The 20,437-nt window shown below is 37.3% G+C and carries 18 protein-coding genes; 8 read left to right on the top strand and 10 right to left on the bottom strand.

Annotation, left to right across the window (positions count from 1 at the left end; genetic code table 11):
- Positions 1 to 294 precede the first annotated feature (294 nt).
- The 3 genes from DDF69_RS00450 to DDF69_RS00440 are packed head-to-tail and all read left to right on the top strand — an operon-like array spanning position 295 to position 2,328.
- The gene (locus tag DDF69_RS00450; RefSeq protein WP_114819046.1) at positions 295 to 1,470 is read left to right on the top strand and encodes a thioredoxin family protein; all 1,176 of its coding nucleotides are present in this window, start codon (positions 295 to 297) and stop codon (positions 1,468 to 1,470) included.
- A 14-nt stretch (positions 1,471 to 1,484) separates the two neighbouring features.
- On the top strand, positions 1,485 to 2,117 hold the full coding sequence (locus DDF69_RS00445; RefSeq protein ID WP_114819045.1) for a DUF3575 domain-containing protein: 633 nt from the start codon (positions 1,485 to 1,487) through the stop codon (positions 2,115 to 2,117).
- Positions 2,118 to 2,121: 4 nt separating this feature from the next.
- Positions 2,122 to 2,328: a hypothetical protein gene (locus tag DDF69_RS00440; RefSeq protein WP_114819044.1), complete on the top strand. Its 207-nt coding sequence runs from the start codon at positions 2,122 to 2,124 to the stop codon at positions 2,326 to 2,328.
- Here DDF69_RS00440 and DDF69_RS00435 read toward each other — a convergent pair whose 3' ends face one another.
- Positions 2,329 to 3,525 (bottom strand): exo-beta-N-acetylmuramidase NamZ domain-containing protein, encoded by a 1,197-nt coding sequence (locus tag DDF69_RS00435; RefSeq protein WP_114819248.1) that lies wholly within the window; start codon positions 3,523 to 3,525, stop codon positions 2,329 to 2,331.
- Positions 3,526 to 3,529: 4 nt separating this feature from the next.
- Between DDF69_RS00435 and DDF69_RS00430 the strand changes: the two genes are divergently transcribed.
- Together DDF69_RS00430 and DDF69_RS00425 are read left to right on the top strand one after the other, a co-directional pair.
- The gene (locus DDF69_RS00430) at positions 3,530 to 4,759 is read left to right on the top strand and encodes an ABC transporter permease (protein ID WP_114819043.1); all 1,230 of its coding nucleotides are present in this window, start codon (positions 3,530 to 3,532) and stop codon (positions 4,757 to 4,759) included.
- Between the two features lie 167 nt (positions 4,760 to 4,926).
- Entirely contained in the window at positions 4,927 to 5,919 is a 993-nt protein-coding gene (locus tag DDF69_RS00425; RefSeq protein WP_047434153.1) for a PLP-dependent cysteine synthase family protein, read from the top strand.
- Positions 5,920 to 5,978: 59 nt separating this feature from the next.
- On the opposite strand, the gene DDF69_RS00420 is transcribed toward DDF69_RS00425, so the two are convergent.
- Genes DDF69_RS00420 through DDF69_RS00410 form a run of 3 tightly spaced genes read right to left on the bottom strand, consistent with a single transcriptional unit; the run spans position 5,979 to position 7,764 of the window.
- Positions 5,979 to 6,509 carry a YcxB family protein gene (locus DDF69_RS00420; protein ID WP_114819042.1) on the bottom strand — a complete coding sequence of 177 codons (531 nt, stop codon included), beginning with the start codon at positions 6,507 to 6,509 and terminating at the stop codon, positions 5,979 to 5,981.
- A 37-nt stretch (positions 6,510 to 6,546) separates the two neighbouring features.
- Complete coding sequence (locus DDF69_RS00415) at positions 6,547 to 6,849, bottom strand: chaperone modulator CbpM (RefSeq protein ID WP_114819041.1); 303 nt, start codon at positions 6,847 to 6,849, stop codon at positions 6,547 to 6,549.
- A gap of 3 nt (positions 6,850 to 6,852) precedes the next feature.
- Positions 6,853 to 7,764 carry a DnaJ C-terminal domain-containing protein gene (locus tag DDF69_RS00410; protein WP_114819040.1) on the bottom strand — a complete coding sequence of 304 codons (912 nt, stop codon included), beginning with the start codon at positions 7,762 to 7,764 and terminating at the stop codon, positions 6,853 to 6,855.
- A gap of 93 nt (positions 7,765 to 7,857) precedes the next feature.
- On the opposite strand from DDF69_RS00410, the gene DDF69_RS00405 reads away from it, so the two are divergent.
- On the top strand, positions 7,858 to 9,057 hold the full coding sequence (locus tag DDF69_RS00405; protein WP_114819039.1) for a dicarboxylate/amino acid:cation symporter: 1,200 nt from the start codon (positions 7,858 to 7,860) through the stop codon (positions 9,055 to 9,057).
- Positions 9,058 to 9,085: 28 nt separating this feature from the next.
- Entirely contained in the window at positions 9,086 to 9,598 is a 513-nt protein-coding gene (locus tag DDF69_RS00400) for a hypothetical protein (RefSeq protein ID WP_114819038.1), read from the top strand.
- 33 nt (positions 9,599 to 9,631) lie between these two features.
- Here DDF69_RS00400 and DDF69_RS00395 read toward each other — a convergent pair whose 3' ends face one another.
- The 3 genes from DDF69_RS00395 to DDF69_RS00385 form a co-directional block, all read right to left on the bottom strand.
- Positions 9,632 to 10,015: a DUF779 domain-containing protein gene (locus DDF69_RS00395; protein WP_114819037.1), complete on the bottom strand. Its 384-nt coding sequence runs from the start codon at positions 10,013 to 10,015 to the stop codon at positions 9,632 to 9,634.
- 89 nt (positions 10,016 to 10,104) lie between these two features.
- A complete protein-coding gene (gene adhP, locus DDF69_RS00390) occupies positions 10,105 to 11,139 on the bottom strand; it encodes an alcohol dehydrogenase AdhP (RefSeq protein WP_047434164.1) in 1,035 nt (344 codons plus the stop codon).
- 208 nt (positions 11,140 to 11,347) lie between these two features.
- On the bottom strand, positions 11,348 to 12,877 hold the full coding sequence (locus DDF69_RS00385; RefSeq protein ID WP_114819036.1) for an aldehyde dehydrogenase family protein: 1,530 nt from the start codon (positions 12,875 to 12,877) through the stop codon (positions 11,348 to 11,350).
- 183 nt (positions 12,878 to 13,060) lie between these two features.
- Between DDF69_RS00385 and DDF69_RS00380 the strand changes: the two genes are divergently transcribed.
- Positions 13,061 to 13,984 carry a helix-turn-helix domain-containing protein gene (locus DDF69_RS00380; RefSeq protein WP_114819035.1) on the top strand — a complete coding sequence of 308 codons (924 nt, stop codon included), beginning with the start codon at positions 13,061 to 13,063 and terminating at the stop codon, positions 13,982 to 13,984.
- 75 nt (positions 13,985 to 14,059) lie between these two features.
- Here DDF69_RS00380 and DDF69_RS00375 read toward each other — a convergent pair whose 3' ends face one another.
- The 3 genes from DDF69_RS00375 to DDF69_RS00365 all read right to left on the bottom strand — a co-directional run bounded on the left by DDF69_RS00375 (position 14,060) and on the right by DDF69_RS00365 (position 20,416).
- A complete protein-coding gene (locus DDF69_RS00375; protein ID WP_114819034.1) occupies positions 14,060 to 15,520 on the bottom strand; it encodes a RagB/SusD family nutrient uptake outer membrane protein in 1,461 nt (486 codons plus the stop codon).
- Between the two features lie 14 nt (positions 15,521 to 15,534).
- On the bottom strand, positions 15,535 to 18,330 hold the full coding sequence (locus DDF69_RS00370) for a SusC/RagA family TonB-linked outer membrane protein (RefSeq protein WP_114819033.1): 2,796 nt from the start codon (positions 18,328 to 18,330) through the stop codon (positions 15,535 to 15,537).
- 538 nt (positions 18,331 to 18,868) lie between these two features.
- A complete protein-coding gene (locus DDF69_RS00365) occupies positions 18,869 to 20,416 on the bottom strand; it encodes a RagB/SusD family nutrient uptake outer membrane protein (RefSeq protein WP_114819032.1) in 1,548 nt (515 codons plus the stop codon).
- Between the last annotated feature and the right edge of the window lie 21 nt (positions 20,417 to 20,437).

The raw sequence follows: 20,437 nt of genomic DNA, 5'->3' as shown, positions 1-20,437 counted from the left end.
TTCTCTAAATTGTAGGTTCCTCAACATATAAATTATTCGTTTGCAAAGATATAACAAAGATTTCAGGACTGAAAAGTGAATTAAATTTAGATTTTAATTTTTTAAAAACCGGATACCGGATATTGAAAATTAACCGTTATTAAAAGCATCTGGGTTCTTTTATGTTTTACGGTAAAAAACAAAAAACCGGATAAGCTGAAGTCTTAAAGTTCGTTAATATCGTCATTGAGACCACCAATTCAGCATGCTATATTTTGAAAATTAATTATCTTCGCCTACAAATCTTATTTGAAAATGAAGAAGATCATCTCCGGGATATCTATTTTTTGTGCCATCGCGATCTCTGCTCAGGAAGCCATCCAGTTTCAGGAGCTCCCATTCAAAGATATTATTGCAAAAGCCAAGAAAGAAAAAAAATTGGTTTTTATTGATGCCTATGCTTCGTGGTGTGGCCCATGCAAAATGATGGAAAAAAATGTATTCACGCAGAAAGCGGTAAGTGATTACTACAACACCAACTTCATTAATGCAAGATTTGATATGGAAAAAGGAGAAGGAAGAGACATTGCTTCAAAATTCGGAGTACGTTCCTATCCTACTTATCTTTTCCTGAATGGTGAAGGTGAACTTGTTTCCAGAAATACAGGTTATATGGAGGAAAGTCTGTTTGTGGCAATGGCACAGGACATTAATTCACCCGGAAATAAGAAAGGTTCTCTTAAAGACCGCTTTGCAGCTGGTGAGAAAGACCCGGAATTCCTGATCAATATTATGAAGCTGAATGCCAACTCAGATTATGAATTTGCCAAAAAGGCTTCCGAAAGATATTTCCAGAATAAAAAGAAAACTGAAGAGCTTACAAAGGATGAAATCGGATTTCTTCTTTATTTCGTAAAATCATCAGAAGATACCAACTATACTGTTTTTGCTTCCAGAAAAGCAGAGATTATTAAATATCTTCCTGAAGAAACTTATACCGAATTTGACGCTCAGCTGAAGTTAGGAAAAATAGTAGAACAGTCGATTGATGATAAAAATAAAAAAATCAACGATGACTATTTCATGAAAGCTGCCGAACCACTGGTAGGAAAAGAAGATGCTGTAAAAAAACTGAATCAGACTAAACTCAGCTATTATGAACAGAACAGTAATTTTCCTGAATACGAAAAAGCCGCTTTAGACTATTATAAAAATTCTGATGCCTTTGATCCTAACGAGCTCCTGAGAGCAGCATGGATATTCGCAGATCGTATAAAAACACCAGCTTCATTAAAGAAAGCTACGGAATGGGCAGAAAAATCTGTCATGAGAAGCGAAACTTCGGAAAATACTTATATTCTTGCCAAACTTTATCACCTTACCGGAAATAAAGAGATGGCAAAAAACTATGCCGAAATGTCTAAAAATATGGCAGTTCAGGGCAATAAGGATTCTCAACTGGCAGATGAACTATTAAAGCAAATAAAATAAACATTATAAACCGGATGAAATATAAATTATTAGCAGCAGGCATATCAGCCTTCCTGTCGGCAACTACGTTGAGCGCTCAGGAACAGGAACAAGGAGGACAGGATAACAGTTTATACATAAAAGGGAATGCTTTATTTGCTCCGTTAGGGATTTTAAACCTTGGGTTGGAAAAACAAATTAGTCCGAAATATACCCTTCAGGGAGATGTTTTCATTTCACCATGGAAATCTTTCGCAGGACATGAACTACAGTTTTATTCCGTATCTGCAGAAGGAAGATACTATTTTACTGAAGCTTTCAAACACTGGTATATAGGAGCCAACATTAGTTTTGCGGCCTACAATGCTTCAAAATGGAATTATTGGAATGATAAAAGTTTTGAAAACTGGAATGGGGAAATCCTTACCAACTCTAATCTGTATCAAAGAGGGTTTTCTTTTATGCTGGGGGTAACAGCAGGGTATCAATTCCAGCTGTCCGAACGATGGAATCTTGATCTGTATGCTACTGTAGGTACATCACAGGGTTTTTACAAAGGATATGACCGCACCACCGGAAGACGCTATGATTCCGCAAAAGAGTTTAACAAAAGTGGCGAAATCATTCCGTACAGAGGAGGAATAATGATCTCTTACAAGCTAAAATAAGACCATGAAACTATTTGGAAAAAATCATATCATCATTTTAGTGATCACTTTTGTGATCCTTTTTTTAATGAATTATATCGGGAATGATCTGCCTGATAAATTACAAAGAGCCTTAATGACGGCTTTTGCGGGAGTTGTTGGATTAACTGTCGGACTTTTTATATTAAATAAGGGCAGAAATGATAAAAATCCGCCCCAAAATTTTGATTAATTAATCTTCGTATATCACATATCTGGTCCTGATCTTTTCGAAACTTTCCAGATCTTTTTTCCATGAATCTTTTATGTCCGGAATTGATTTTCCTGCGATAATCTGTTTTCTCAGTTCATCAGTTCCGGATAAAGTATCAAACCATAGATTTTTAAGGAAGAAATCCTGCTGCGGGTTTTTATAATTCTGATAAGCTTTGATGACCCATTCAAGATTCAACTCTCTTAGATCCTTGGGATAACTGGAAAGGTTTTCACCATAACACAGCTTCCCGTTCAGGAATGGATCTTTAGCTCCGTAGCTTGGTTTTGGTGTAAACTGATAAGGAAGGTTTTCCGTCCATGGAGAGCCATAAATCTGAAAAGGAAGGTCTGTTCCTCTTCCCACGGAAACCTGAGTGCCTTCAAAGAAACATAAACTTGGATAGAGATTGATGGCTTTGTCATTAGGTAAATTAGGAGAAGGTTTATCAAGTATCTGATAACGCTGTTTTTTATGATAATTCTTCATCGGAACAAGCGTATATTTAGCCTGGACTTCATTTTTAAGCCATTTTTCTCCGTTTACCATCTTTCCATACTCTCCTATTGTCAGTCCATATACTACGGGAACTTCGTGAAGTCCGACAAAACTTGCCCATTTTTTCCTCAATACAGGTCCGTCAGTATATCCGTCATGCGGATTGGGGCGATCCAAAACCATGATCTCAACATTATTTTCAGCTCCGGCTTCCATCAGGTAAGACAAAGTAGAAATATACGTGTAAAACCTCACACCCACATCCTGAATATCAAAAACAACGATGTCAATTCCGGAAAGCTGTTCCGGCTTTGGCTTTTTATTATTTCCATACAGAGAAACAATGGGAATTCCTGTTTTCACATCTACTCCGTTTTTCACTTTTGCCCCTGCATCTGCATCTCCTCTGAAACCATGTTCAGGAGCGAAAATAGACTTGATTTTAATTCCGTTTTTTACAAGAAAATCAACCAGATGGGTTTTATCATTCATTAAACCGGTCTGATTCGTCACCACTCCTATCGTTTTATTTTTTAACAGCGGCAAGTAGATTTCAGGCTGGTCGGCACCGGTTTTAAAATCCGGTTGAACTTGAGTCTGAGAATAATATTGGTTGAATACTCCTAAAAAAATTAGGCAAATCAGAAGTAAATTTTTAATTTTGAAATCTAAATTCATAAGCTTGAAATTTCCTTTATATTTCTCTAGAAAAATAGCATTTTCCAAAGATAACAAAAATAACCTTTCAAGGGTTATCATCTTCATTGGCAGGCTTTCCGTAGCATTGGGAATTATTGTTTCCTTAATTACTGTAGCCACTGGTTTTGGTTCTAAAAAAGCTATCAAGGAGAGGCTGGCTGATTTCAGCGGACACATTACGGTGAGATCTACACGATCCAATTCTTCATACAATACTTCTGTACTGGATAATCAGGGACTGAATATTGCCAAGATAAAAGAGCTTCCCGATGTGGAAAGTACCCAAAAATATGTGACTGTTACCGGAATTATGCGTAATGAGCACAATTTCGCAGGCATTATATTTAAGGGAATAGGAAAAGATTTTGACAGTTTAAGATTTAAAAAATTTCTTATTGCCGGAACAACACCGAAAGTAACGGAAAAAGGATTTAATAATGACGTTGCTATTTCCCAGAAAGTCGCTAAAGACCTTCATCTTAAAGTGAATGACAGCATCGTTACCGTATTTTTAAAAGCAGATCAGAAACCACTTTACCGTAAATTCAGAGTTATCGGTATTTACAGAACAGATATTAAATTAATTGACGAACAGTTTGTCATAGGCGGAATTAACCATGCAAGAAAAATTCAGGATATGAAGCCAGATGAAATTGGTGGCATAGATATTTTCCTGAAAAATGTAAACGACATCGACAAAGATTTTCCTGACATTGAGAAACTGATCGGATATAAAAACTATGCTGAAAAAGCGACAGAAAAATTTCCGCAGATTACAGACTGGATCAGTATTTTTGATACCAATATTGCTTTAATCATCATCATCATGCTGATTGTAGTGGTCATCAATATTATCATGGTTCTTTTGATTCTTATTATTGAACGAACCAATTCTATTGGTCTTCTGAAAACATTAGGCGCAAGCAATTCACAGATAAGAGCTACTTTCATCAATTATACCCTGATTATTATGATCCCTGGACTTTTGTATGGAAATGCTATCGGATTAGGACTGATTTTAATCCAGAAATTCTTTGGAATCATCAAACTTAATCCTGAAAACTATTATGTAAGTACTGTTCCGGTAGACCTTAATCCGATTGCGATTATCTCTATTTCAGTAGGAATTCTTATTATCTCAGGATTTGCTTTAATTATTCCAAGCTACCTGATCAGTAAGATTTCTCCGGTGAAGGCAATTAAGTACAACTAATACGATATTTGATAATTGATAATTGATAATTGATAATTGATAATTGATAATTGAAAGTTATTGATTGTTTATCAGTTGATTTCAGTGTTATCCACAACTTATCCACACGTTATCCACAGTACAGATAATTTTAAAAGCCTTATCTTTGCACCGCTTATAAAACATTTATGAAATACGCAAAAAATATCCTTGAAACGATAGGTAACACACCGCTGGTAAAGCTTAACAAAGTATTAGGTGAAGATTTTCCGGCACTGGTATTAGCAAAAGTAGAGACCTTCAATCCTGGAAACTCCGTAAAGGACAGAATGGCTCTTAAAATGATAGAAGATGCTGAAAAAGACGGCAGATTAAAACCTGGAGGAACTATTATCGAAGGAACTTCCGGAAATACAGGAATGGGACTGGCACTGGCTGCCATCATCAAAGGATACAAATGTATCTTTGTAACCAATTCTAAACAGTCAAAAGAAAAATGTGATATTCTTCGTGCTGTAGGTGCTGAAGTAATTGTTTGCCCTACTGATGTAAAGCCTACCGATCCACGTTCTTATTATTCAGTTTCCAAAAGACTGGCTAAAGAAACAGAAAACGGATGGTATGTAAACCAATATGACAACTTATCCAACAGAGCTGCTCACTACGAATCTACCGCTCCGGAAATCTGGGAACAGACAGAAGGAAAACTGACTCATTTTGTGGTAGGAGCCGGAACAGGAGGTACCATTACAGGATGTGGAACATTTTTCAAAGAAAAAAATTCGGATATCAAAGTAATTGGAGTGGATACTTATGGTTCTATTCTGAAAGAATTCCATGAAACGGGTGAACTGCATTATGATCATGCTTACACTTATATTACAGAAGGAATCGGGGAAGATATCATTCCTGAAAACTATGACATGTCTGTGATTGATCACTTTGAAAAAGTAACAGATAAAGACGGTGCTATCTACGCCAGAAAACTGGCAAAAGAAGAAGGTATCTTCTGTGGATATTCTGCAGGAAGTGCTATTGCCTCTTTAATTCAGATGAAAGATCAGTTCACGAAAGATGATGTAATTGTCGTTTTACTTCATGACCATGGTTCAAGATATGTAGGAAAAATCTACAATGACGAGTGGATGAAGGAAATGGGCTGGCTGGAAGAAAGCAAATAAACTTAACTTATAAATAATCGAAAACGGAGCAAAATTATTTTGCTCCGTTTTTGTTTTTATTAATCGGTCTTAACTTTCTCTTTCAATGTATTCTTAAGAAAGCTGTATTCTTTCTCACTCATTGATTTTCTGGGAAACATATAACTGTATTTTCCTTCAAGAGAAATAAATTCAGGGGTGCTGTCAAAATATTCAAAATCTTTCCATTCGCTGGTTTCTTTTTCGCCATCAATATTGACCGTGAAAAAATTCTTATCCAATCTGATTTCGTATATTTTACATCTTTCAAGCACGCTTAAATAATGATTCACCTGTTTTTTCCATCTTGAAACTTTATTAACGCTTACGGATAAAAAAACAGCACAAAGCAAAAATATAAAACTCAGGAAGTATAAAACGCCTGCATTTTCTTTAATCATAAGATCTTTTAAAAGAAAAACAATGAAAACAATTACTGCAGCAGCTATTGTAATAATCGTTTTACTTTTCGTAGTAGGAGAAAAAAGCAGACTTCCCTGATTACCGCTAAAATAAATATCTTCAAAAATCTTTCTGTCCGGTTTTAGTGTAATCACCTTTTCTTCATTCATAATTATAGAGTTTGCTTTAAAAAGCTACAAAACTAAACTAAATATCTTCATATTGATCACTTATGGCAGAAAGTTTATTCATCAGTTCTCTGTTTCTTCGGTTCAGGGCATCCAGTTTTTTCAGCATATTATAAATTACTTCAAGACCAGGCAGATTAATTTCAAGATCATAATGCCAGTTGGCAAATTTTTCCAGATCGGGCAGATCTTCATACATCAGGTAATGAATATTGTTTTCAATCTGAATATTCAGCAGCCCATAGTCTACAAGCTCATCAAAAAAAGTGATTTCTATATTATAGATTTTTACGAGTTCTTCCCGTGATATTCTTTCACTCATAGCTTAGGAATTTTTTAGTTGTTCAAAAAGTTCTTTCTGCTTCTCAGTAAGGTTGGTTGGCAGTTTCACTTCGTAGGTTACAAAAAGATCACCGTGTTCTCCTTCTTTTTTATAGACAGGAAAACCTTTTCCTTTGAGCCTTACTGTCATTCCGGTTTGGGTTTCCGGTTTTACTTTAAGGTTTACGCTTCCATTGAGCGTATGTACTTTTACTTCGCCACCCAAAACGGCTGTGTACAGATCGATGGTTACTTTGGTCTTTAGATCATCACCTATTCTTTCAAAATCCGGATCAGCAGGAATATTGAAGGTGATATATAAATCTCCGTTTGGACCACCGTTTACTCCGGGGTTTCCATGTCCTTTTAACTTAATCTGCTGTCCGTCATACACTCCTGCAGGAATGGTGATTCTTACTTTCTTTCCATTGATTTCAAAAGTTTGCGGATGCGTGGTTGCAGCGTCTCTTAAATTGAGATTCAATTCGGCAGTGATATCCTGTCCTTTGAATTTACCGGAGGCTCTTCCTCTTGAACTTCTGCCAAATCCACCGCCTGCACCGCCAAACATATCCTGGAAGAAATCTGAGAAATCTTCACCTCCACCAAAATCTGCACCGGAATATCCTCCGTTATAACTTTGCTGTTGATACTGTCTTTGCTGCTGCTGGGCTTTTTCATATTCTTCGCCGTGCTTCCAGTGTTCTCCGTACTTGTCATATTTTGATCTGTTTTCCGGATTACTCAGCACTTCATTCGCTTCATTCAGTTCTTTGAATTTCTTTTCTGCTTCTTTGTCTCCGGGATTGAGATCGGGATGATGTTTTCTGGCCAATTTTCGGTAGGCTTTTTTAATATCATCCTGTGTTGCGTTTTTATCTACGCCTAAAATTTTATAGTAATCTATATAAGCCATAGAAATGTGGTTTACCCAAATTTATGAATTTTAGGTCTGAAAATTGTATAACAGAATGTTAAAAATAAACCTATCTTTGATAAAAAGCCATACATGAAAGATGTATTGAAAAACTACTCCGGAATCATATTTTTACTTTTGGGAATCACTATTGGAAGCATCATAGGAATTGTTGCACCAGGGTTTGTGGAATACATTAAACCTTTGGGAGATATTTTTCTGAATCTTCTTTTTGTGAGTGTAGTTCCTTTGGTATTCTTTGCCGTTTCCAACTCTATTGCTTCTCTGGAGCAGCAGTCTAAATTCGGTAAGATCATTCTTGTGATGGCCCTTACCTTTTTATTTTTTATTCTTACGGCAGCAGTCTTTACGATCTGTGCAGTATATCTGTTCCCGGTTTCGGGTGTTTCAGGGAGTTCTGAGTTGATTACGGAAGCGGCCAATGAGGATACATGGGGCAACAGAATTGTAAGTTTCTTTACGGTGGGAGAATTTACGGAGCTTTTTTCAAGAAGGAATATGCTGGCTCTTCTGGTATTTGCTTTTCTGACAGGATTTGCAGCCCGAAAAACAGGAGAAAAGGGACAGCCTTTCAGGGTTTTTATTGCTTCAGGGTATGAAGTGATGAAAGAACTTCTTTTGCTGGTTATGAAATTGGCACCTATTGGTCTGGGCGCCTATTTTGCTTATCAGGTAGCGACTTTAGGACCACAGCTTTTTGGATTTTATGCTAAACCTTTAGGGTTATATTATATTGCAGGAGTTATTTATTTTCTGGTGTTCTTTTCTATCTATGCGTTCATGGCGAATGGGCAAAAAGGAGTCAAAAGTTTTTGGACCAATGCGATCTACCCTACTTTGACCGCCATAAGCACATGCAGCAGTTTTGCAACAATGCCAGCCAATTTACAGGCCGCTTCCAAAATCGGAATTCCGAATTCTATTGCCAATCTGGTGATTCCTATCGGGACTACTTTACATAAAAACGGGTCTTCAATGTCTTCGATTATCAAGATCTATGTGGCATTTTTAATTATTGGAAAAGATTTTTTCGATCCAGCCAATCTGCTTTTAGCTTTGGGAATTACCGTTTTTGTGAGTATTGTCGCCGGAGGTATTCCTAATGGCGGATATATTGGGGAAATGCTGATGATTTCTGTTTATAAACTTCCTCAGGAAGCCATTCCTGCCGTAATGATCATCGGAACTTTGGTAGATCCTTTGGCTACTGTTCTGAACGCTGTAGGAGATATCGTTGCCGCTATGTTTGTTAACCGGTTTGTGAAAGTCTGACTGTAGTTTAACCATTTTCTTTTAACCCATGAACTCATTTTTCAAAAGCATTGGCTTATACAACAGCCTCATTATTGATCTCAATATCAATAGTGCAGAACTGGTACAGAGATTAATGAAAGTCACTTATAAAACCAATACTACTTTCATATCATTAGAAAAAGACACCACAATTCCTACCCGTTTTGAATACCGGGGAATGATTGATGCAAACAGTTTTACAATCAAAAGAAGAGGAAGGCTATTTGATATGAACAGAAGTAATCCTGTGTTTCATGGAACTATTTCTGACAACAATGGGATATCATCTGTACTGATAGAATTTTTCCCTTCAGGATTTCAGATTTTGAATTGGTTTCTCATTTTGTGTTTTTGCTTTGTGATAGCATTTGTCAGTATAACAGGAGGTCAGCAAGGTCTTATGGCCGGGGCAGTCGCTTTGGTAATAGCAATTACTCAATATTTTATCTTAAAAAGAGGAATTTCGAGAGGGAAATATGAATTTGAAAGAGAGCTTATTTATATTGCTCAAAAACCTTAATTCTTAGCCTATCATTTTTGATTTCGAAGCTTTTTACTCACTGCGCTTTATCGGTTCCAGGTTTTCATATTCTTCAGGAGTGAAAAGCCTGTAATGAACTTTAAACGTTTTTCCCAAGGGAGTTTCCAGTGAAAATCCACCAGGCCCGAAACCATCTGTTATATCCAGAGTAAAATGTGAATATTTCCAGTATTCAAAAAGGTCTCGGTCTACCCAGAACTCATGCCCGTTAATAGTACCGATCATGGCATCATTCATTCTGGGAAAGAATCCTCCTTTTTCGAAGCATTGCGGTTGGGTTCCTTCACAACATCCTCCTGCCTGATAAAACATCAGAGGACCATATTGTTCTTCCAGCCTGTTAATTACTTCAAGAGCCTGTTCCGTGGCGGAGAGTCTTGATATTTTTGTTTCCATTGTTTTTATTTTGGTTTAATGCCAACCTTATACTGATAAAAGATCCCGGTAAAGTACATTCTAACCGGGATCAGCAACACATCATCAAATTAATTTGAGCCGGCAATATCTAAAACGATTCTGCCGTCAATTTGTCCTTTTTTCATTTTATCAAAAACATCATTGATATCTTCTAATTTTGCGGAAGTGACTGTAGCTTTTACCAATCCTTCATTGGCGAAATCCAGTGCTTCCTGCAGGTCTTTTCTTGTTCCTACAATAGAACCTCTAACGGTAATTCTTTTCAGAACGGTTTCAAATATGGGAAGTTCGAAAGATCCGGGAGGAAGTCCATTGAGAGCAATGGTTCCTTTTCTTCTCAATACATCGATTCCCTGCTTGAAAGCGATAGGTGAAACTGCGGTAATCAAAGCACCATGCATACCGCCGACTTCTTTATGTAAATATTCTCCGGGATCTGTGTTTTTCGCATTCACCACAAGGTCTGCTCCCAATTTTTTTGCTAGCTCCAGCTTATCATCTGCTACATCAATGGCTGCTACATGCATTCCCATTGCTTTTGCATATTGAACGGCTACGTGTCCCAGTCCTCCGATTCCAGAAATGGCCACCCATTCTCCGGGTTTTGTTTCTGTTTCTTTCAATCCTTTATAGACGGTTACTCCGGCACATAAAATAGGCGCAATTTCAAGAAAGTTAACATCGGATTTTAGATGTCCTACATATCTTGAATCTGCAATGACGTATTCTGCAAATCCGCCATCTACGCTATAACCTCCGTTTTTCTGGGCTTCACAAAGGGTTTCCCATCCTGTGATACAATAATCGCAGCATCCGCATGCACTGTACAACCATGGAACTCCTACGGCATCTCCTTCTTTTACAAAAGCTTCCGGTCCGCAGGCTACCACAATACCAACTCCTTCATGTCCGGGGATAAGAGGCATTTTGGGTTTTGCAGGCCAGTCGCCATCTACCGCATGTAAATCTGTGTGGCAAACTCCACAGGCGATGACTTTAACAAGCACTTCATATCTTCCGGGTTCCCTTACAGGTACTTCTTCTATTTTCAAAGGCTGACCGTAGCCCTGAACTACTGCCGCTTTCATTGTTTTTGGAATCATATTTTCTTTTTTGGATTGAGTTATTTGGGGTTATTTGTTTTTATCTCCACGTTTGACCAGATAATTTCTCTGCGTGAGGGATAGGAAGGGCGGCGAGGAACGAGCCGGTGCGGAATGCAATGGAGCACCGAAACGAAGTGCAGCCCTGGATAGCCCGACCGTGTTGCCCTGGGTAAAGCCAAGGCAATCGGGCACGTCCTACATAATATTAAAAGAAACCTAGCTTATTCTTGTTATAAGAAATCAGCATGTTTTTGGTTTGGCGGTAATGATCGAGCATCATTTTATGATTTTCTCTTCCGATTCCGGATTGTTTGTAACCTCCGAAAGGTGCTCCGGCCGGATAAGAGTGATATTGGTTTACCCATACTCTTCCTGCTTCAATCTGGCGTGGAATATTGTACAACTGGTGAGCATCTCTGGTCCATACTCCTGCTCCAAGTCCATAGATGGTATCATTGGCAATTTTTACAGCTTCTTCTTCATCTTTGAAAGTGGTAAATGCCAGCACCGGACCGAAGATTTCTTCCTGGAAGATTCTCATTCTGTTGTTTCCTTTGAAAATGGTAGGCTGGATGTAGTACCCGCCTTCAAGATCATCTCCCAGATCGTTTACTGCTCCTCCTACAAGCACTTCTGCTCCTTCGTCTATTCCCAACTGAATATAGGAAAGGATCTTATCTTTCTGAATCTGTGAAGCCTGTGCTCCCATCATCACGGTTTTATCCAGTGGATTGCCTACTTTGATGGCTTTTACTCTTTCAATCACTCTTTCGATAAAGGCATCTGCAATACCTTCCTGAACAAGAAGTCTTGAAGGACATGTACAGATTTCTCCCTGATTAAGGGCAAAAAGAACGGCTCCTTCTATGGCTTTATCTAAAAATTCATCATCTGCATCCATTACAGAGTTGAAGAAAACGTTCGGGGATTTTCCTCCCAACTCCAACGTTACCGGAATAATATTTTCTGTAGCATATTGCATTACCAGACGTCCCGTAGCGGTAGAACCTGTAAATGCTGCTTTGGCTACTTTCGGATTGGTCACGAGAGCTCTTCCAAGTTCTGCACCGAATCCGTTGACAATATTAATAACTCCTGCCGGTAAAAGGTCACCAATAAGCTCCATTAAAACCATAATGGAAACAGGTGTGCTTTCTGCCGGTTTCAACACTACGCAGTTTCCTGCAGCCAATGCGGGAGCCAGTTTCCATACTGCCATCAATATCGGGAAGTTCCATGGGATGATCTGAGCAATCACTCCAAGAGGTTCGTGAACGATTAAGGAAACGGTGTCTTTATCCAATTCGTTATGTGATCCTTCATCAGCACGGATGACGGAAGCAAAGTATCTGAAATGATCAATGGCTAAAGGTAAATCTGCTGCCAGCGTTTCTCTTACGGCCTTTCCGTTATCTATTGTTTCTACTGTTGCCAGGTATTCCAAATTCTGTTCTATTCTGTCTGCAATTTTGTTCAGAATGATGCTTCTTTCTGTGGAAGAAGTGTTCTTCCATGTCTGAAATGCTTTTTCAGCGGCGTCTACCGCTAGCTCCAAATCTTCTTTGGACGAATGTGCTACCTGGGTGAATTTTTTCCCATCAACCGGAGAAACTACGTCGAAATATTGTCCTTTAACAGGTGGAGTAAATTTTCCGTCAATATAGTTATCATATCTGTTTTTAAACTCCGGACGCTGTAAAAGTGTCGTTGATCTTGGTTCTGTAATAGTGCTCATATTAGTATTGTTTTTATTTTTTCGATAACGCCAAATTACACTGAGAAGCCAAAAAGAGTATAGCACAATCGTATAAAAAAAGTGGAAAATAGTGCAAGGGTTTCAATTTTAGTATTTTATTAACAGCAACGTACTCTCAAATTTTCTATATTTGAGTTAGTTCCTTTTCAAAAAAATTTAGAAATGAATAACAATAGTAAGATTTTATTAAATACTCCTGAATTGCGTAAGGAAAACCAACTATTGAGTCTTGTTGAAAACCAGACGAAATTCAATCTAAACAATTGTGAGTTCAGTATTTATGAGACTCATAAGGCGGCGTTTGATGTAAAACTTCATTTCGAAAATATTGCATTTACGGCAATGCTGAGAGGGAAGAAACATATGAAACTGGATAAGAAGACCAATTATTTTGATTACTACCCGGGGGAAAGTATCCTTGTTGCTCCCGGAGAAACGATGGTGATTGATTTTCCTGAAGCGGATGAAACGCCTACGCAATGTATTTCTTTAAGCCTTAACCCTGATTTCATTGAGGATTCTCTCAATTACCTGAATTATCATCTTCCAAAGGTGGATGAAACTTCACAATGGAATATTCAGCTGGATGAGTATTTTCTGTTTAATAATAAAGCGCTGGCTTCTGCTACCAACAATATCATGAGAATTGCGATGGATGATAATTCGCAAAAGGATATCATGGCAGATTTTGCACTGAAGGAACTTCTGATCAGACTGATGCAGACCCAGGCAAGAGGCATGGTGGAAAAGAATATTGTTAAAAATAAATCCAGGATAGGTTTTGTGGTAGATTATATTAAAAGAAATCTGCATCAGAAATTGTCTATTGACAGTATTGCCAAGCTGGCGTATGTAAGCAAGTCGAATTTCTTTAAAATGTTTAAAGATGAACTGGGAACTTCCCCGAATGATTTTATTTTGCAGGAAAGAATTACCAGAGCCAAAGAATTACTGGCCAGCCAGACCAGCATTAAGGAAACCGCTTTTCAGACGGGATTTTCAGATACCAACTATTTCACAAGGGTATTTAAGCAACTGGAAGGTGTCACTCCGAAAAGTTACCAGGACCGTAAGGTAATGAGATAATGTATTGCTAAAAATAGCAATAAAAAAGAGCCCCATTTCTGGGACTCTTCTTAAAAAATATATTAAAATTAAATCTTAATATTTGTCATTCTGCTTAATATTCGGGTTTGCCTGAATAGCAGAAATAGGAATTGGCCACTGCCACTTGTAGCTTCCAGCTTCAAGAGTCTGTGCAACTGCAGGGGTACCTGTACCATCAAAAAGATCTCCTTTACCTGATCTCTGAATGGCAAGGTTTAATCTCTTCAATGTATACCATCTGTCATTTTCAAAGGCAAGCTCCAGTCTTCTTTCTTTCAGGATAGCATCTAAAAGTGCCTGTCCCGTTTCTGTACCAGGAGTAAATACAGTATATCTTTCAGCTCTCAATTTATTTAAAAGAACTAAAGCCTGTGCACCATTACCTGTTCTGTAATATGCTTCAGCAACGTTTAGCAGCACTTCTGCTCCTCTTAAATATCTTACCGGAACGATATTAGATGGCAAACCGGTAATACCTGAGTATTTTGTAACGTGATTATACTTTTGTTTACTATATACATCCGTAGTAAAATAAGCAGATTTTCTTACATCATTATCTGTATATGCAGTATATAAGTCATAATCTACAACAAATTCTGATCTTAACGCCGGAACAGATTGATTGTAAGCAACTCCTACTGTGTTTTGCTCAGCTGCGGAATTCGATACCTGGAATAAAACACCATCATTAATATCTCCTTCTTTTTCTTTCCAAATCTTATAAAAATTAGATTTCTGAGTAACACTTGAAGAAATACCCAATGCCAGTTCACCATATTTGATGGTGTTAGCATAGTCTCCTCTGTAAAGGTTTACTCTTGACAATAGTCCATAGATGGCAGCTTTGCTCAATCTTCCTTTATCCAGATCATTTTGAGTAATATTATCCGCAGCAAATAATAAATCTGCTATCACTTTATCATAAACCTGATCAACGGTAAGATTTCTTGATGATGTATTATTTAGGGGAGAATAAGTCTCTGAATAATAAATTCCGATTGTATTTTTAGCTCCTGCAGATTGAGTTGGAATTTGAGAATATGCTCTTACAATATCAAAATGAGCTATTGCTCTTAATGCTCTTGCTTCAGCTTCCAAATTTGTTTTCTGTGTTCCAGATAATACTCCGTTATTGATATATTTCAAAACAAAGTTAGCTCTGCTGATCACAAGATAAGCAGCAGTATACAATCCTGTTGTCTGTGAATTATCGGATGAGAATTCAAAGTTCGAAGCAGCCAGATTGGTATTTCTTCCTGTAGTTGTACGAACAAGATTATCAGTGGTAAGATCTCCCATGATAAGCTGGTTTCCTGTATCACTGGTATAATATCCGGCTCCTTTAAGCGCTGTATAGGCACCATCCATAGCTTGTCTGAAGGTTTCAGGTCTGGTCATTGCCTGCTCCTGATCTTCATTGATTGATGAGATTTGATCTAAATTTCTGTCGCAAGACGTTAACGAAACAAAGATGGTTAACGCAGCTAAACTTATTTTTATTATATTCTTTTTCATAAGGCTATTCAATATTAAAATTCTAATTGCAGTCCTACCAGGATTGTTCTTACAGCAGGGTAAGTATATAGGTTATATGCTCCTGGAACGAACAAAGCTGTAGATTCATCTGATCCTACTGAAACTTCAGGTTCTCCGTGGAATTTAGTCACTGTAAATAAGTTTTGTCCCTGTACGTATGCTCTAAGCTTATTGATAGGAGATCCTTCACCAAGGAACGCTTTATCAAATGTGTATCCTAATGTAAGTGATCTTAATCTTAAGTAATCTGATTTTTCGATCCACTGATCAGAATCACGCATACCGTTTGAGTCAACTTTCTGGAATACTCCTGTGTCTCCCGGATTTTTCCAAACCTGAGCAGCAGCCTGAGCCATGTTTCTACCTGCAACAGCCAATGTTGGATCAACAGCAGCAGCATACATATTGTTATAAGTATAACCACCTAGTTTAAATGAGAAATCTGCGCTGAAATCAAGTCCTTTGTACTGAACGGTTGTTCCGAATCCACCAAAACTTTTTGGGAACGGAGATTTATCAGTAAGAGGAACTGCATTAGATGCACTGTAAACATCAGTAACATTTCCTTCTTTATCATAATATAATGCTTTTCCATTGCTTGGATCTACTCCGGCAAATCTTACATTATAGAATACATATGGAGTCTCACCTACTTTTAAATAAGTATCTCCTAAGTTTCTTTGTGTTTGACCGTCTGCTAGCTTATCAAGAATTGACTTCTGGAAAGATATGTTAGCATGTAAGTTCCATTGGAAATCCTTCTTTTTGATTACATCTACACTAAGCTCAACTTCAAGACCTTTCTGAGACATATCTCCCGCATTGATATACTGGTAGTATCCTCCTTCCTGTTTGTCCAAAGGAACAAGCTGTACGAAATCTTTTCTCTTATTTTTATATACTTCTACGGATCCACGAACTCTTCTGTTCCACATTGTGAAATCTACCCCTAAGTTGGTAATCGCATTAGATTCCCATTTCAGATTGCTGTTACCAATAATATAATATCCTTGTGAAGCTGTACCCGGATATGAGGTACCATTAGCACCATATAAACCGTAGCTGATATTATTGACATTATAGTAATCAGGCAAAGTACCATCGTTACCTGTTGTACCGTAAGATCCTCTAAGCTTTAAATCATTAATAAACCCACCTTTCATGAAGTCTTCCTTCGCGATATTCCAGGCTGCACTTGCAGACCAGAAAATACCACTTTGGTTATTGGCACCAAATCTTGATGAAGCATCTCTTCTCAATGATCCTGTTACCAAATATCTGCCTTCATAATCATAGTTTAACATACCCGCTAAACTGAACAGGGTATTTCTTACCTTAACCCCAGTAAATGTATTTCTGTCAGATGGTGTTGTAATCGATGGAACATTGATTACCGGAGATTTCAATCCGTAAGCACCACCATTCATTGTTTCATTGTAGTTATCGTTATATTCGATAAATCCTAAGAAATCAAAGTTGTGACCTCCAAATGATTTTTTATAATTAATGGAGTTATTCCAGGTATAGTTAAATGTGTAGAATGAGTCTTTGTTCAATGAACCTGTAGGAACTTTGTTCACTGTAATATCCAGGTTTGAACCTTTTTGCATCCATCGAGTTCTCATGTACCAATCGAAAAGTCCATTAAAGTTTGACTTAAACTTCAGTCCATCGATAATTTTATATTCAGCGAATAAAGTTACCGGAATTCTCAGTCTCTGCTCATCTGATCTATTAGTACGGATCTGCTCAACAACGTTAGAACCAGCTCTCATAGTCTGGTTGTAGCTGCCATCTGCATTATAAACCGGCTCATATGGGGCATATTTATACATGGCTGCAAATGGGTTCTGTGTGTTGTTTCTGTCTCTGAAATTCTGAGTTTCCTGATACTGAACCCCAAGGTTGACTCCTACGTTTAGTTTTTCACTCAGTTTATTGGTAAATCCAAAGTTACCTGTATATCTCTTAAGTCCGTCGATATCTCTGATAATCCCGTTATCAGAATCATATCCTAAAGAGTAATAGAAAGTACTTTCTCTAGACCCTCCCTGCGCACTGAATAAGTAAGACTGGATGCTTGAAGGCTTTAACAGATCTTTCTGCCAGTTGTGATCATAACCAGCAAGTGCATCGATTTCCTGTTGAGATCTTGGCTTAAATCCAAGGTACCCTAATTGATTCTGGAAATCCATCAACTCCCTGGAATTCATCATGGTATAATTTTTGTCTCTCAGCTTTTCACTGAAACCAAACTTAGTTTCAAATGAATAGTGAGTTTTCCCAGCTTTTCCGGCTTTAGTAGTTACTACTACTACCCCATTTGCTCCTCTCGCACCATACTGTGCTGTAGCAGCTGCATCTTTAAGAATTGAAATAGACTCAACATCTGCAGGGTTGATTGCACTGAACTGTCTTGCAGTCATATACATACCATTTACCACATAAGTAGGCTCTGAAGAACCACCAACACCGGCAATACCTCTTACCTGAATGGTAGCAGCAGCACCTGGCTGCCCGGTAGTACTTTGTACAAATACCCCTGAAGCTCTACCCTGTAAAGAGTTACCAATAGATGTTGTAGGAGAGTTTCTTCTGATTTCGTCACCCCCAACAACAGCCTGAGCCTGGGTAATTTCATCTGCTTTTTTCTTCTGGTATCCAGTAACGATTACCTCATCGATCTTATTCTCCTTCAGAACAGAATCATTCTTAGATTTTTGCGCAAAAGCAGCTTGTCCCAAAAAAAACAAAGCTCCTGCACTTAATACATGTAACTTCACATTCATATTAACAGATTTTAATATATTCAAGGGACAAATATGTAGATAAATATCTATACCATCAATTCATTAAACGCTGAAAACAGGCTTCCATAAAGGGGAAATTCACATTGATACTTAAAAAATGATGGAGAATCATTTTAATTGTATTTAAAAAATTAACAAAAAATAAGTCAATTTATATATTAACGGAATTTTAATAAATTTGAAAATTAAAATCAATTTACTTCAAGAATAAACAATAGGTTAAAAAAATAAAGTTAAAATAGCTTTTTAGCTAAAAAATTAAAACAAACCGGTTAGTAAATTTTAGGAAAATGGAGAAAAAAATGGTCTATTTTCTTAATTTTTATATAAAAATTACATTCATAAAAGCATGAAACCCCTCTTTTTCAAAGGGGCTCATGTTGATTAATATAAAAAAAATGTTAACGAAGTATATCTCTCAATCTGTTGAGATCTTTTGATTTTTTAATTTATAATAATAAAAATAAAACGCGTTTTGGCACTTTATGTATAATTATTATAAAACATAGTTTTGCCTTTAATATCCTGGATTTTGAACAATTCCTGGGTTTGCATTTAGCTCATCTTGCGGGATGGGTAATGCAAACTTATAACTGTTATTAGGAAGATTGACCGGATTCGCTGCAGGATAATTAGCGGAACTTGAAGAATAATCAGCCGGATCCCTATCAATAGTAACATTAGCTAATATTCCCAATCTTTTCATGTCTATAAAACGGTGTCCTTCATATGCTAATTCTAATCTCCTTTCTTTCAAAATACCTGCCCAGGCAGCTGTCACGTTTGTAAATACAGGAGGAGTTTGTGCAACAGGAAATCTAGCGTCTAGAATAGCTTTTAATGCCAGCCCTACTCCAAGTAAATCTCCAGCCGCAGCTCTAGCTTCTGCTTTAATAAGGTACATTTCGGAGATCCTCATTATTTTAAAATCATTATTAAAACCATTCGTTCCTGTAGTGGCAGCAGTAACAGTACCAGACTCAGTCCCTCCATGCTTCTGAATAATTAGCTTGTCTGTGTTTCTGTAATCAGCAGAGGTTGCATAGTTGGGATCAATAACAGAAGATGGTGCTACAATTACATTTCGTCTCACATCAGTTGAGTTTTGATTCAGAATATTAAACAAAGCACGACTTACTTCGTATAATGGAGAACCATTTAAATTAGGAGCAACAGAACACCATCCATTATGTAAATTAGTTGCTTGTGAGTTTTGTTGGGCTGTTCTCTTTAATCTGAAAATAACCTCTTTATTGGCTGGTTCATTATCAGTAAAAAAAACTTTCCTGTAGTCCGCTTGATTGGCTAAAGTAACACCGGATGTATTAATTACATCATCCGCCCACTTTTCGGCATTAACAAAATCACCTTTATAGGCATAAGCGCGGGCTTTTAAACCCTTTGCAAAGTTTTTATTAGCAAAACTATTGTTTGGAGTATATCCGGTAAGACCGTTATAAATTGTTAATGCAGCGTCAAGGTCCTTATGGATTTGTGCATAAAATTCTCCGTTCTTAACTCTTGGATTTTCTTTTTCAGCAGATTCAAATATTCTATCTGCCAATATTCCTGCCAAAGCATTATCATCTTTTAAATTTGTTGAATAATAAGCCAGTATCCTTAAATGTCCATAAGCTCTCATAGTAAGAGCCTCAGCTTTCAATTGGGAGATTAATGCAGCATCAGCAGTACTAACAGGTTGTACACTATCAGCATATTTAATGACTCTGTTAGCTCTTGCTAATGCTGTATAAGTGCCAACCCAAATATTTGCAGCAAGAACTGAAGAAGGAACCACTAAAAAGATATATTCTTGAGATATTCCTTGTCCTCCGTTCGCATATCCAATTCCAACTTCGTCAGTAAAAACAGAAGTAAACACAGCTTCTGATCTATTAGAAAAGAGATTATAGGTCGAGTTCATAAGTTTCTGAAGATCTGAAGATTGCGTAACAGTTGTTTCTTCAGTTAAGGATCCGGGTGTAAAGGGACTTATCAACTCATTATCACAGGAAGTAAGTAATATTCCCGATGTTATTACGATATATTTAAATATTTTTTTCATTGCAATTTATCTTAATTTATT

The sequence above is a fragment of the Chryseobacterium sp. KLBC 52 genome (assembly GCF_003347605.1).
GTDB lineage: Bacteria > Bacteroidota > Bacteroidia > Flavobacteriales > Weeksellaceae > Chryseobacterium.
The sequence above is the reverse complement of the archived record's forward strand: the minus strand, read 5'-3'. Positions and strand labels throughout refer to the sequence as shown.